Genomic DNA, 12,320 nt, shown 5'->3' on the forward strand with positions numbered 1-12,320 from the left:
GCCGGATCACGACGCTCAGCGCCGTGACCGCGAGGCCCGCCAGGCCGTGACTCACCATCCACCACATCGCCGCCACGCCCGCTGATCGGGTCAGGCCCCGAGTCCCCGGCGCAGCGCCGCCAGTCCGTACTCGAACGCGCCGTCGACGTCGCCGCCGAGTCGGAAGGCTCCGGCGAGCTCCATGTGGATGAACCCGGTCGCCCACGCCGTCACAAGACGCGCCGCATCGAGGGCGTGCTCCTCGCCGGCGATCGCGGCGGCACTGTCGACGATGGTCATCCCCGCGCGATCGAGCAGCTGCTGTGGGGCGGCGGCCGCGAACATCAGGCGAAACCCCTCGGGGCGCTCGTGCGCGAGCGCCCGGTAGGCGCGGGCGAGCCCTTCCAGAGAGCGATCGGATGCCTCGAGCCGGCCGGTCAGGTCGTCCACGGTCGCGGCGGCGACGGCCTCGATCAGGGCGTCGCGGTCGCGCACGCGCTTGTAGAGGGACGGCGCGCGCACCCCCACACGCTGCGCGACGCTCTGCATCGTGAGGCCGGCAGGGCCGGAGGCCTCCAGGATGTCGCGCCCGGCGGCGACGATCTCGGCGTACGACGTGCGTTCCGGTGTCGGCATGTGGCGCTCCTCAATGGCTATTGACAGTAGCCATCATAGCTACTTATCGTAGCCATGCCAAGTTCGGAGACACCGACGGCTCTTGCGAAGGATCCCCCATGAAGCTCGCACCGCACCTGTACCGCATCGGCAACGACATCGTCGCCGCCTACCTCGTCGTCACGGACGACGGCGTCACCGTCGTCGACGCGGGGCTCCCCGGTCACTGGAAGGACCTCGTGCGCGAGCTCGAGGCGCTGGGCCTCACCCCCGCCGATGTCAAGGGCGTCGTGCTCACGCACGGCGACAGCGACCACATCGGCTTCGCCGAGCGCCTGCGGCGCGACCACGGCGTGCCCGTCTACATCCACGAGGCCGATGCCGAGCGCGCCCGCACCGGCGACAAGCCGAAGGCGTCCATGGGGCCGATGAAGCTCGGGCCGACGCTCGGGTTCTTCGCGTACGCCCTGCGCAAGCGCGCGATGCCCACGACCTACGTGGCGGAGGTCGTCGAGGTGCACGACGGCGACGTGCTGGACCTGCCCGGCTCACCTGTGATCGTGGGCATGCCCGGCCACTCGCCGGGGAGCATCGCGGTGCACATCTCGGTCGCCGACGCCGTGTTCGTGGGCGACGCCCTCACGACGCGCCATGTGCTCACCGGCCGTGCGGGCATGCAGCCCGCGCCCTTCACCGACGACCCTGCCGAAGCGCTGGCGTCGCTCGACCGCCTCGCCGCCGTGCAGGCCTCGTGGGTGCTCCCCGGTCACGGCGCGCCCTGGAAGGGGTCGCCCGCCGAGGTCGCTGCCGCGGTCCGGGCGAGAGCGGCCTGACCCACCTCGGCACCCACGGCCGATCGCCGAGACCGGGTGTTTTCGCCGAGACCGGAGACGTCACCCCAGGGCTCGGCGTAGATCCCCGGTTTCGACGGGACGCCCGGACTCAGACCGGCCGCGCGGCGGCGAAGAGGTTGGCCGGGTCGTACGCGAGCTTCAGCTGACGCAGCCGCGCCCACGCCGACCCGAACGCCACCGAGCGATCGGCACCGGGCGCGTCGACGAACGTCAGCGCGAGCGCGTCGACGCGCCACGCCATCAGGGCCGCCACCCCGGCACGCACCGAAGCCGTCGCGGCCGGCGCGGCCTCGGGCGTCGCCACCATCGCGATCGAGTGCATGAGGTACTCGCCGTCCAGCGACGCGATCGCACCGGCGCCTTCCGGCCGCCGGTTCACGGCACCGCCGAGGTGACGAAGCTCCTGCGCGAAGATCCCGGGCGTCTGCGCCGCCTCGACGAAGGCGTCGACCGCCCGCGCCGGGAGCTCCCCCACCACCGCGTGCCACGTCACCGACGGCGAAGGCTCGGGCGGGTCCATGTGCACGGCGACGAGGGCGGGCGCCGGAATCCGGGCGAACGTGTCGACCTCGGGCTCGAGCGCACGCAGCGGTTCGAGCAGGGCGGATGCCGCGGCATCCGTGTCTTCGATCGCCCCGTCGATCACGACCACCGAGCGGCCTGACAGGAACGGCGGCAATTCGGGCATCGGCGGGATGTGGAGGATGCGCAGCGTCGTGGTGGCGGTCTCGGGGGCGGACCGCGTCCATCGCGCCCACGCGTGCGAGACCTCGGAGGCGCGCGATGCATCCCACAGCAGCATGCCCGCGAAGACGTCGGCGAACGGGAGCAGGTCGATCTCGATCGCGACGACGACGCCGAACGAGCCCGAGCCGCCGCGGAGCGCCCAGAACAGATCGGCGTGCTCGTCGGCGGTCGCGCGCACGAGCGAGCCGTCGGCCGTCACGACCTCGACCGCGCGCACCGCGTTGACGGCGAGACCATGCCGTCGGGCGTAGAACGACAGCCCGCCGCTGAGCGAATACCCGACGACCGACACGTCGCCGGCACTGCCGTGGAGAGCGGTGAGCCCGTGCGGGGCCGCCGCCTCGAGCACGTCGTTCCAGAGCGACCCGCCGAGCACGCGCGCGGTGCGCGCCTCGGGGTCGACGGTCACGCCGCGGAGCGTCCGCAAGGAGACCAGCACGGTGTGCGCGAGGTCGGTGTCGCTGAGTGCGCCCGCACCATGACCGGTCGACTGCGGCGCGATGCGCAGCCCCGAGAGCGTGGCGGCGCGTACGACATCGACGACGTCCTGCTCCGACTCCGGTATCACGACGGCGAATGGATGCTGCGCCACGGCGAGGTTCCACGGCGTCCGGGCGTCGTCGTACCCCGCGTCGCCACGCAGCAGCGCACGGTCGCCCAGCGCCGCGCGCAGTTCTGCCGCAGCGGCGGCCACGGCGGCGTGGGGCACGTCGATGGCAAGGTCGTTGAGGGACATGGGGCGCCTTTCGGTGAGCGGATGCGACGGAACGTCGCGACCGACTCCGTCCGCGCGGCCGCGCCACACGCGGCGGCCACCCCACGAACGAGCGGGCTCCGCCCTCCCAGATACACGGCGGCGCGAATTCGCGCTCAGCTCTCGAAGTCCTCCGGCTCGACGTCGTCGAGGAACCGCTTGAACTCGTCGAGCCGCTCGGCGGCATCCGTCTCGGTGAGCACGTCGGGAACGCCCGCTTCGGTGAGCACCGCGTCGGCGACCCAGATCGGCGCGCCGACGCGCGACGCGAGCGCGACGGCATCGGACGGACGGGCATCGACGACGCGGTCGCCGAGCGCGGTCGACAGCGTGATCTCGGCGTAGAAAGTGCCGTCCTCGATGCGCGTGACCTCGACCTTCGTCGCCACCGCGTCGAGTGCTGTCAGGATGAGCCCCATGAGATCGTGCGCGAGCGGACGCGGCACCTCGGCGTTCTCGACGGCCACCAGGATCGACGTCGCCTCGAGCTGGCCGATCCAGATCGGGAGCACGAGCCCGTCGCCGGGGATCTGATCGACGGGCTTCAGCAGCAGCACGTGCTGCCCCGACGCGTCGAGGGCCACACCGGCCACGCGGACCTGGACCACTGCGCACCCCCTCGACTCACGGCATCCGTCGGCGCCGTCTTCTCTCGGGCCATCGTAGGCACCGCGCGCACACCCAGGACAGGGGGTGCGCGCGCGGCCGCTCACACGCGTCGGATGAAGTCCCGCAGGAGGAGGTTCACCTTCACCGGGTCACGCGCCTGAGGCAGGTGCCCTGACCCCTCGATGAGGACCAGTTCTCCGCCGGTGAGGTCGGCGACGACCGGGCCCCGGAGCGGATTCTGGCAGTTGTCGAGGGAACCGGTGATGACGAGCACAGGGCAGCGCACCGCCTCGCACACGGCCGTCGCCGTATCGACGGTGTTGCCGAGATACGGCGGCGAGTCGTACTCGAGCAGCATCGTGTCGGGCCCCGCCCCCAGCGACCACTCGACGCAGTCTTCGCGCTGCTTGGTGGAGTGCGGCTCCGGGAACATCTCGCCGAAGAAGAACCTCGAGAAGGCGGGCCAGTCCTCCCGCCAGAAATGGCGGTTCTGCTGCTGCCAGCCCTCGTAGCTCTCGCGCGGCGTGTCGAAGTCGAAGGCGATGCGGTGGGGAAGCGGCTCGGTGAGGAGCAGTCCGGGGTTGATCGCGCACACCCCGAGCACCCGCTCCGGCGCCTCGGCGGCCATCATGAGCGCGTGCCCTGCGCCGGTGCACACGCCGACCAGGACCGCCCGCTCGGCGCCGACGGCGTCCAGCACCGCCCACTGATCGTCCAGGAGAAGCCGGTCACCGAGTTGCTCGGGCGAGTGCGGGCGGCCGCTGAGACCGTTGCCACGCGGGTCGCTCACCACGACGCGGAAGAAGCGGGACAGGAAAGGGATCTGCGCCTTCCATGCGCGACTGTGCACGATCACGTCGGGCATCAGCAGGTAGACCGTCGGCGAGCCGGCGCCATAGACCTCGTAGTGCACGCGGACGCCATCGCGGTCCAGGTCGCCCGTCGTCGTCGGCTCGAGCGCGCGCATCAGATCAGCTCCGCGAGCATGGCGGCGGCGCGGGCCGCGCCGTCGGTCTCGACGGGACGATATGCGACTTTGCTCGACGCTTCCGTCACCAGCGCCTCGGCCAGCACCGCGGGGTCGGCGAGCGCCGCGTAGCGGATGCACCGGCCGGCACCGTAGCGCTGCAGCCGGTGGCGCACGTGGAAGTTCTGCTCGAAGTGGTTCTCGAGGGGGACGTAGAGGAAGGGGCGACGGGCAGCGGTCAGCTCCATGCACGTCGTCAGGCCGCCCTGCACGACTGCCACATCGCACGCGGCCAGGGCGCGGTACAGATCCGGGACGAACCCTCGCACCTCCGCGCCCTCGTGCAGCGGAAGCGACGCCGGGTCGATGCGCGGGCCGGTGACCACGAGGAACCGCAGCGACGGGAGCATGCGGCGCGCGACGGGCACGGCATCCATCACCCGCCGCAGCAGCGCCTCCCCCACGCCGGATCCGCCGACCGTGACGAGGCACAGCACGTCGTCGGGCCCGTAGCCGAGCCGGTCTCGCACTCGCGCGCGCTCCCCGTCGTCGGGGGGCACGAAGCCGGTGACGTACCCCGCGAAGTCGTAATGCTCCTCGGTCCACTCGCGGATGCTTGGAAGACCCGGCCCGAAGCTCTCGTCCACGATGTCGTCCGCATTGCCGACGAAGATCGAGCGGTCGCGCAGTCGCCGGTAGCGTGCCCGCTGCTCGAGCATCTCGGCGTTGTAGTCGGCGGTGAGTGCGGCCTCGGCATCCCCGCCGCTCGGCATCGGAAGCCAGCCCACGAAGTCGGTGAGCCACGCGAAGGCGAACCGCTTCAGCTCGGGATTCTCGTGCAGGAAGTAGTCCACGTCCCACGCTTCGTCACCGATCACGAGGTCGTAGTAGGACTCCTCGACGACGTCGTTGAAGACCATGAAGTTGCTGACGAGGATCTCGTCCATCCGGCGGATGGCCTGGAACGCGTGCAGATCGTGGTCGGCCGACTCGTCCTCGATGTGCGCGGACTCGTTCGCGAGCAGCGCAGATGCCGGGTGCACAGCTTCGCCGGCATCCGCCAGCACGCGGGTGACCGGATGCTGCGCCAGCCAGTCGATCTCGAGGTCGGGGTGCAGCCGGCGCAGCTCCTGCGCGATCGCGACATCGCGCCGCGCATGGCCGAGCCCGATCGGGGACGAGAGGAAGAGGGCCCTGCGCGGGCGGCGCTGCGCCCGGACCCAGGTGTGGCGGTTGCCCATCGCGGCCATCTCCCTCGTCTCACCCGACAGTGTGCACCTCGCTCCCCTCCGCCGTCAGGGCCTCGCCTCGATGACGCGGTTGAACGGCGTCTCCGCGACGCTGCGGAAGCGTGTGAATCCCGCCGCAGCCGTGACGTCGCGGATCCGTGCCGGCCCGGCTTGCGTGCCGAGCGCGAGGCCCACGTCCTGTGAGAGCGACGACGGTGTGCACAGCAGCGTCGAGAAGCCGTAGTAGACCCGGCCGACCGGGTTGAGGTTGTCCTCGACCCGATCGCCGGCCATCGGCTCGACGATCATCCACGTGCCGTCGTCGGCGATCGCCTCGCGCACGTGGCGCGCCGCGCCCACGGGGTCGCCCATGTCGTGGAGGCAGTCGAACATCGCGACGAGGTCGTATCCGCGGCCGCCGAACTCTTGTGCGGGAGCCACCTCGAAGCGCACGTTCTCGGCGCCCGCTTCCGCCGCGCGCGCACGCGCCGTCTCGATCGACTCGGCGTGGTAGTCCGAGCCCACGAACGTGGAGTTCGGGAACGCCTGCGCGAGGAGGATCGTCGAGGCGCCGTGCCCGCATCCGACGTCGGCGACGAGCGCACCGCCCTCCAGCTTCTCGCGGACGCCGTCGAGCGCGGGGATCCACGACTCGACGAGGTTGGCGTGGTAGCTCGGGCGGAAGAACCGCTCGCAGCCGACGTGCACGTCCGCACCATGCTGGTGCCAGCCGTAGCCGGCGCCGCTGCGCGCCGCATCCACGATGTGCTGCGTGTCGTGCACGGTCCCGAGCGCGATCTGGAAGAAGCCGGGAAGGAACGCGGCGCTCTCGGGATCGGTCATCGCCAGCGCGTGCTCGGCGGGAAGCGTGTAGCGCCGCGTCGCGGGATCGTACGAGACGTAGCCCCCCGCCGCCTGCGCGTTGAGCCACTCCCGGGCGTAGGGCTCCGCGGTCTGCGTGCGCTCGGCCAGCTGCGCCGGTGTGCTCGGTCCGTGTTCGGCGAGATCGCGGTAGTACCCGAGCTTGTCGCCCATGACGACCAGCGCGGCGTTGAGGGTCGCGCCGACTTCGTCGACGGCGCGGAAGACGAAGCTCATCAGCTTGTCGGTGTCGATGGGGGCAGGTTCGGCGGCCCGGGCGGGTTCGGTGGTGAGAGACATCTGCGGCTCCTTCGCGTCGGTGACCCGCTGTGTACAGCGGATGACTCGACGCTAGGAATGCGCCGGTCAGCGTCGCATCCGGGGACCCCCCTAGTCTCCGGGCCGGTCGTAGACTCGGGCCATGCTGGCAGGTCGGCAGGCCGAGCAGCAGGAGATCGACAGGCTCGGGGCGGCTGCGCGTCTGGGGACGAGCGGCGTGCTCGCCGTGCGCGGCGAGGCGGGCGTCGGCAAGACCGCTCTCCTGGACGACGCGGTCGCACGCCTGGACGGCATGCGGGTGCTGCGTGCGACCGGACTGGAGTCCGAGCGCGAGATCCCGTTCGCCGCCTTGCTGCAGCTGGTCCGCCCGGCGCTCGGTTCGCTCGAGGACATCCCACCGGCGCAAGCGGCCGCCATCGCGGCCGCACTGTCGTTGCCTGGCGCCTCGCGGCCGGCGGTCGGGAGCGACAGGTTCACCATCGGCGCGGCCGTCCTGAGCATCATCTGCCGATTCGCCGAGGACGAGCCGGTCGCCGTCGTGGTGGACGATCTGCACCTGGTCGACGCGCCCTCGTCGCAGGCGCTCGTCTTCGCGGCGCGTCGGCTCGCGGCCGACCCCGTGATCGCGCTGTTCGGCGTCCGCAGCCCGGACGGCGATGATCTCGTGGCGGCTCTGCCCTCGCTCGCGCTCAGCGGCGTGGACCTCGACGCGGCACGGACGATCCTGGGTCACGCGTCGGGGGAGCCGATCCCAGACGAGCGCGTGCGGGTGCTGCACCAGGCCACCGACGGCAATCCGCTTGCGATGCTCGAGTTGCGCGGCGCAGACCTCGACGTCGTCGAGAGCATCGAGACGGGGCTGCCCCTCCGCGTCCCCCGTGCCGTGATCGACGCGTTCGGAAAGCGTCTCTCCGGATTGGATGACGACTGCCGCGACGCCCTGCTCGTGGCAGCGGTCTGCGGGGCCGACCTCCGGTTCGTCACCGCGGCCTGCGCCGCGTACGGGGTCGATGTCGCAGGCCTGGACGAAGCCGAGGATCTGGGGCTGGTCACTGTTCGCCACGGGCATGTCGCGTTCCGCCACCCGCTGCTGCGCGCGGCGGTGTACTCGGGCGCGTCGGCCGCCGCCCGCCGTGCGGCTCACGCCGCCGCAGCCGGCGCGGCGTCGCCCGGCGATGTCGACCGCAGGGCATGGCACCTGGCGGAAGCGACCTCGCACCCCGATGCCGCTGTCGCCGGACTTCTCGCCGCAGCGGGCGATCACGCCGGGTCACGTGCCGCCTACTCGGTGGCCTCGGGTGCGTTCGAGCGCTCCGCACGCCTGACCCCCGACCCGGGCGTCCGGGCATCACGGCTGCTGCAGGCGGCCGACGCCGCGTGGGCGGCGGGCGACGGCGAGCGCACGCTCGCGCTGCTCGACCGGCGCACACGGGAGGCGGGGGCAGGCCGCGCCGGAGAGAGGGCAGACGACGACGTCAGGGAGATCGAGCTGCGCTCCTCGGTCGCTGCTCGCACCGGCTCGCTGCGCGAGGCTCTGGAGCTTCTCCTGCGCGCCGCGGATCGCGCGTCCTCGGCGGATGCCGCGACCGTCGCACTCGCGGACGCCGTGCATGCGACCTATTACCTGGGTGATGCCCGCACCGCCTCGCGCCTCGCGGACCGGATCACCGGACTGCGCCCCGAGGTGGTGACGACGCGCGCGCACGCCCTCGGGCTGATGGCCTGCGGCATGGCCAGGACGCTGTCCGGGCACGGCGGCGCCGAGGAGATCCGTGCGGCTGTCCCCTTCCTCGAGACGGATCCGGACCTCAGCCGGGACCCCCGGCGCCTGTCGTGGCTGATGTTGGCTCCGCTGTACCTGCGGGATGCCACGAGCGGCGCGCGGCTGCGCGAACTCGTCGAGGAGGTTCGGGGGGCGACGGGGATCGGCGCGCTGCCGGCGCTCCTCTTCCACGTCGCCGTCGATCAGGCGACGACGACGGCGTCGTGGGTGCGCGCTGAGGCCAACTTCGCCGAGGCGATCCGGCTGGCCGCCGATACCGGGCAGAGGACGGAGCTGGCGATGTCGCTCGCAGGACTCGCGCGGCTGGATTCGCGGGCCGGCAGAGCGGGCGAGTGCCGCGCGCACGGCGAGGAGGCCCGCTCGCAGTGCGCCGCGCGGGACATCCACGTCGGCGAGGCGTGGGTGGGTCATGCCCTGGGCGATCTCGAACTCTCGCTCGGGCACCCCGACGCCGCCACACAGCTCTTCGCGGACCTCACGAAGCTGCTGGCGCGACTCGGCCTCGACGACGTCGACCTCTCACCCGGACCCGAGTACGCGGACGCGCTCGTCCGCGTGGGACGCCGTGAGGAGGCGATCACGGTCGCGAACTCCTCCCGTTCGCGCGCGGCTGCGAAGGGCCAGCCCTGGGCGCTCGCGCGAGGCGATCGCGCCATGGGCATCGCCTCACCCGGCGACGACTGGGACGGCTGGTTCGATTCAGCACTCACCTGGCACGAGCAGACGCTCGACCGCTTCGAGCAGGCGCGCACGCGCCTCGCGTACGGGGAGCGACTGCGCCGGGCCGGACGGCGCGTCGACGCGCGCGCGCAGCTTCGCCGGGCGCTCGACGACTTCTCCGAACTCGGCGCATCCCTGTGGCAGGAGCACACCGCGACGGAGCTGTCGGCAACCGGGGAGCGCGTGCGGGCGCCGTCGGGGCGCGCGGTCGACGACCTGACCCCGCAGGAGCTGCAGGTGAGCGTGCTGCTCGCGGACGGCCGCACGACGCGCGAGGCCGCCGCCGCCCTGTTCCTCAGCCCGAAGACCGTCGAGTACCACCTGCGAAAGGTCTACACGAAGCTCGGCATAGGCTCGCGCGCGGAACTCGCCGACGCGCTCGCCGGGGCGTCCATGCCGCGCGACTGAGGTGTGCGCTCAGACGCCGGCCGGCATCGACATCCGCTGCGAGTATATTCACCGGAATGGATGCCGCGCGCGTACGGTTGCAGACGACATGCAGCGATTCGGCACCCTCTCTTTCGGACACTACGGACCGCTCGGCGGCGGGCGGCAGCTCAGCGCGGCCGACTCGATGCTGCAGGCGATCGACCTCGCCCAGGGCATGGACGAACTCGGCGTCAACGGCGCGTACTTCCGCGTACACCACTTCGCGCGCCAGCAGTCCTCCCCGATGCCGCTGCTCGCCGCGATCGCCGCGCGCACCGAGAACATCGAGGTCGGCACCGGCGTCATCGACATGCGCTACGAGAACCCTCTCTACCTCGCCGAGGAAGCAGCATCCGTCGATCTGATCTCGGGCGGCAGGCTTGCGCTCGGTGTCAGCCGCGGCTCACCCGAGACCGTCGTGCGCGGCTTCGAGGCGTTCGGCTACACCGGCTCGGATGACCCTCGCGGCGCCGACATCGCGCGTGAGCACTTCGACCTCTTCCTGCGGGCTATCGACGGTGAGGGACTGGCAGAACGGGATGCCTCGTCCCCGTTCGGCACCGGCGCCACCGGCCTGCAGCGCATCGAGCCGCACTCCCCCGGCCTGCGCTCGCGGGTGTGGTGGGGCGCCGGCAACCGCGACTCCGCCGAATGGGCAGGACGCATGGGCGTGAACCTGATGTCGTCGACCCTGCTGACCGAGGCGGACGGGACGCCCTTCGATCTGCTGCAGGCTCAGCAGATCGACGCGTTCCGTGCCGCGTGGCGCGAGGCGGGGCACCCCGGCGAGCCGCGGGTGTCGGTGAGTCGCTCGATCTTCCCGATCACGACCGCCGAGGAGCGGATGTACTTCGGCGGACGCCAGGACGGTGACCAGATCGGCGTGATCGACGGCATCCGCTCGACGTTCGGGAAGACCTACGCGGCGGAGCCCGACGAACTCGTCGAGCAGCTCAAGGAGGACGCGGCGATCGCGTCGGCCGACACGCTGATGCTCACGATCCCGAGCCAGCTCGGCGTCGAGTTCAACCTGCGGGTGGTCGAGTCGTTCGCGAAGCACGTCGCGCCGGAGCTCGGCTGGCAGTCCACGCGCGACTGAGCCTCGTCCCTCGCTTCGGGAGGGTTGCCGGCGGGCCTCCGCGGTCGCGCGACCAGGTTCTTGACCGGTCGGTCAGTCAGGCGTACCGTTCGAATCGACCCCCGATCGGGAGCCATCAGATCTCGGAAGGAGGAGATCCGAATGAAGAAGTGGACTCGCTGGGAGGACTGGGTCGCTGTCGGTGTCGGCCTCGTCGCCGCGGTGTGCGCGTTCGCCTTGCCGCAGATGGGCGCCTCGATGACCTGGATGGTGATCGTCGGTGTCCTGCTGATCGCCGCGGGCGTCGCGAACCTCGCGATGCCGGGGATGGTGGCGATGGAGTACGTCCAGCTGGCGCTGGGCGCGCTGCTGTTCGTCGCCCCATGGCTCGGCGGCTACGCAGACATGCAGTCTGGTGCCGCCTGGGTCAGCTGGATCGGCGGAGCGGTCGCGGTGATCGTCGCTGCGCTCGCCGTGAGACCTGCCATGCACATGCACGATCAGACCCTCCCGCACTGAAGTGCGAGCCGAGACGGGGGCGCCGGATCAGACCGACGCCCCCGCCGCTTTCTCCAGGACCCGACATGACCCGCAATCGCGAGAGCCGCACGCTCATCCTCGATGCCGCCGAACGCCTCTTCGCGGAGCGCGGCTTCGACGCGACGCCGACGATGGCGATCGCCGACCTCGCCGGGGTGCCGAAAGGCCTGCTCTTCTACTACTTCCCCACCAAGACCGACCTGCTGCGCGCCCTGGTGGGTGAGCGCCTGGACCTCGATCCCATCGACACATCCGGGCTGATCGCACGCGGCGATCCTGCGCAGACGCTGCTGAACGTGACCGGCCGGCTGCGGGCGCTGCAGGCGGAGTCGGCGGTGCGGCGTGTCATCGTGTGGCGCGAGCAGCGCACGCACCCGGAGGTGCGCGAGAAGCTGCACGACTACCGCGCACAACTGCAGGCGACGGTCGAACGCGTGCTCGGTGCGAGCATCCTCCACCCGATCGCGGCGCGCCGGGTGCGCATCGCGGCCGCGGCCTGGGTCGCGATCATCACCACGCCGGCGCTCCTCGACCACGTCGGTGGCGACGAGCCCGCGCCCGCGGGCACCGAAGACGTGCTGGCGGATGCCGCTGAGCCGGCCGACCTGCCCGCCCTCGCGGACCTGATCTCGGCCGGCCTGCGCGAACCGGCTGCCTGACCGGACCTGAACGCCGGCCTGCCGTGGATCGCACTCGACGGGCCGACGTCGGCCCGCTGGCAGCAGCAGGCCGACGTGCGCGCCCTCGTGTTCGACCGCGCGGAAGCCGAGGACGAGGCCCGGCGGATGACCGGCGACGAGTGGTTCTCCCTGCGGTCGGCCTGTCTCCCCGTCGACCTGCGCGGGTAGACTCCGGCCTGTCAAGGCGATGGAGGCG

General features: G+C 71.7%; 11 protein-coding genes. 5 read left to right on the plus strand and 6 right to left on the minus strand.

Annotation, left to right across the window (positions count from 1 at the left end; all coding sequences use genetic code 11):
- Window positions 1–90 precede the first annotated feature (90 nt).
- On the minus strand, window positions 91–615 hold the full coding sequence (locus ACVN90_RS14470) for a TetR/AcrR family transcriptional regulator (RefSeq protein ID WP_475098909.1): 525 nt from the start codon (window positions 613–615) through the stop codon (window positions 91–93).
- Between the two features lie 98 nt (window positions 616–713).
- Between ACVN90_RS14470 and ACVN90_RS14475 the strand changes: the two genes are divergently transcribed.
- Window positions 714–1,427 (plus strand): MBL fold metallo-hydrolase, encoded by a 714-nt coding sequence (locus ACVN90_RS14475; RefSeq protein WP_475098910.1) that lies wholly within the window; start codon window positions 714–716, stop codon window positions 1,425–1,427.
- Between the two features lie 109 nt (window positions 1,428–1,536).
- On the opposite strand, the gene ACVN90_RS14480 is transcribed toward ACVN90_RS14475, so the two are convergent.
- The 5 genes from ACVN90_RS14480 to ACVN90_RS14500 all read right to left on the minus strand — a co-directional run bounded on the left by ACVN90_RS14480 (window position 1,537) and on the right by ACVN90_RS14500 (window position 6,915).
- Entirely contained in the window at window positions 1,537–2,931 is a 1,395-nt protein-coding gene (locus ACVN90_RS14480) for an FAD-binding oxidoreductase (protein WP_475098911.1), read from the minus strand.
- A gap of 134 nt (window positions 2,932–3,065) precedes the next feature.
- The gene (locus ACVN90_RS14485) at window positions 3,066–3,557 is read right to left on the minus strand and encodes a bifunctional nuclease family protein (protein WP_475098913.1); all 492 of its coding nucleotides are present in this window, start codon (window positions 3,555–3,557) and stop codon (window positions 3,066–3,068) included.
- A 101-nt stretch (window positions 3,558–3,658) separates the two neighbouring features.
- On the minus strand, window positions 3,659–4,525 hold the full coding sequence (locus tag ACVN90_RS14490) for an alpha/beta fold hydrolase (protein WP_475098914.1): 867 nt from the start codon (window positions 4,523–4,525) through the stop codon (window positions 3,659–3,661).
- Window positions 4,525–5,775, minus strand: coding sequence for a glycosyltransferase (locus ACVN90_RS14495; protein ID WP_475098915.1), 1,251 nt, complete (start codon window positions 5,773–5,775; stop codon window positions 4,525–4,527). The genes ACVN90_RS14490 and ACVN90_RS14495 overlap by 1 nt, the downstream gene beginning before the upstream one ends.
- A 45-nt stretch (window positions 5,776–5,820) precedes the next feature.
- Entirely contained in the window at window positions 5,821–6,915 is a 1,095-nt protein-coding gene (locus tag ACVN90_RS14500) for a class I SAM-dependent methyltransferase (RefSeq protein ID WP_475098916.1), read from the minus strand.
- A gap of 121 nt (window positions 6,916–7,036) precedes the next feature.
- On the opposite strand from ACVN90_RS14500, the gene ACVN90_RS14505 reads away from it, so the two are divergent.
- From ACVN90_RS14505 to ACVN90_RS14520, 4 genes are all read left to right on the plus strand, one after another.
- The gene (locus ACVN90_RS14505; protein WP_475098917.1) at window positions 7,037–9,805 is read left to right on the plus strand and encodes an AAA family ATPase; all 2,769 of its coding nucleotides are present in this window, start codon (window positions 7,037–7,039) and stop codon (window positions 9,803–9,805) included.
- 88 nt (window positions 9,806–9,893) lie between these two features.
- Window positions 9,894–10,925, plus strand: coding sequence for an LLM class flavin-dependent oxidoreductase (locus ACVN90_RS14510; RefSeq protein ID WP_475098918.1), 1,032 nt, complete (start codon window positions 9,894–9,896; stop codon window positions 10,923–10,925).
- 141 nt (window positions 10,926–11,066) lie between these two features.
- A complete protein-coding gene (locus ACVN90_RS14515) occupies window positions 11,067–11,423 on the plus strand; it encodes an SPW repeat domain-containing protein (RefSeq protein ID WP_116196055.1) in 357 nt (118 codons plus the stop codon).
- Between the two features lie 65 nt (window positions 11,424–11,488).
- On the plus strand, window positions 11,489–12,103 hold the full coding sequence (locus ACVN90_RS14520) for a TetR/AcrR family transcriptional regulator (protein WP_475098919.1): 615 nt from the start codon (window positions 11,489–11,491) through the stop codon (window positions 12,101–12,103).
- The last annotated feature ends 217 nt before the right edge of the window (window positions 12,104–12,320 follow it).

The organism is Microbacterium sp. F01, from assembly GCF_056156365.1.

Bases quoted from the DNA above. Each gene is read 5' to 3' on its own strand.
- ACVN90_RS14470 (WP_475098909.1), bottom strand. From the start codon at position 615: ATGCCGACACCGGAACGCACGTCGTACGCCGAGATCGTCGCCGCCGGG.
- ACVN90_RS14475 (WP_475098910.1), top strand. From the start codon at position 714: ATGAAGCTCGCACCGCACCTGTACCGCATCGGCAACGACATCGTCGCC.
- ACVN90_RS14480 (WP_475098911.1), bottom strand. From the start codon at position 2,931: ATGTCCCTCAACGACCTTGCCATCGACGTGCCCCACGCCGCCGTGGCC.
- ACVN90_RS14490 (WP_475098914.1), bottom strand. From the start codon at position 4,525: ATGCGCGCGCTCGAGCCGACGACGACGGGCGACCTGGACCGCGATGGC.
- ACVN90_RS14495 (WP_475098915.1), bottom strand. From the start codon at position 5,775: ATGGCCGCGATGGGCAACCGCCACACCTGGGTCCGGGCGCAGCGCCGC.
- ACVN90_RS14500 (WP_475098916.1), bottom strand. From the start codon at position 6,915: ATGTCTCTCACCACCGAACCCGCCCGGGCCGCCGAACCTGCCCCCATC.
- ACVN90_RS14505 (WP_475098917.1), top strand. From the start codon at position 7,037: ATGCTGGCAGGTCGGCAGGCCGAGCAGCAGGAGATCGACAGGCTCGGG.
- ACVN90_RS14510 (WP_475098918.1), top strand. From the start codon at position 9,894: ATGCAGCGATTCGGCACCCTCTCTTTCGGACACTACGGACCGCTCGGC.
- ACVN90_RS14515 (WP_116196055.1), top strand. From the start codon at position 11,067: ATGAAGAAGTGGACTCGCTGGGAGGACTGGGTCGCTGTCGGTGTCGGC.
- ACVN90_RS14520 (WP_475098919.1), top strand. From the start codon at position 11,489: ATGACCCGCAATCGCGAGAGCCGCACGCTCATCCTCGATGCCGCCGAA.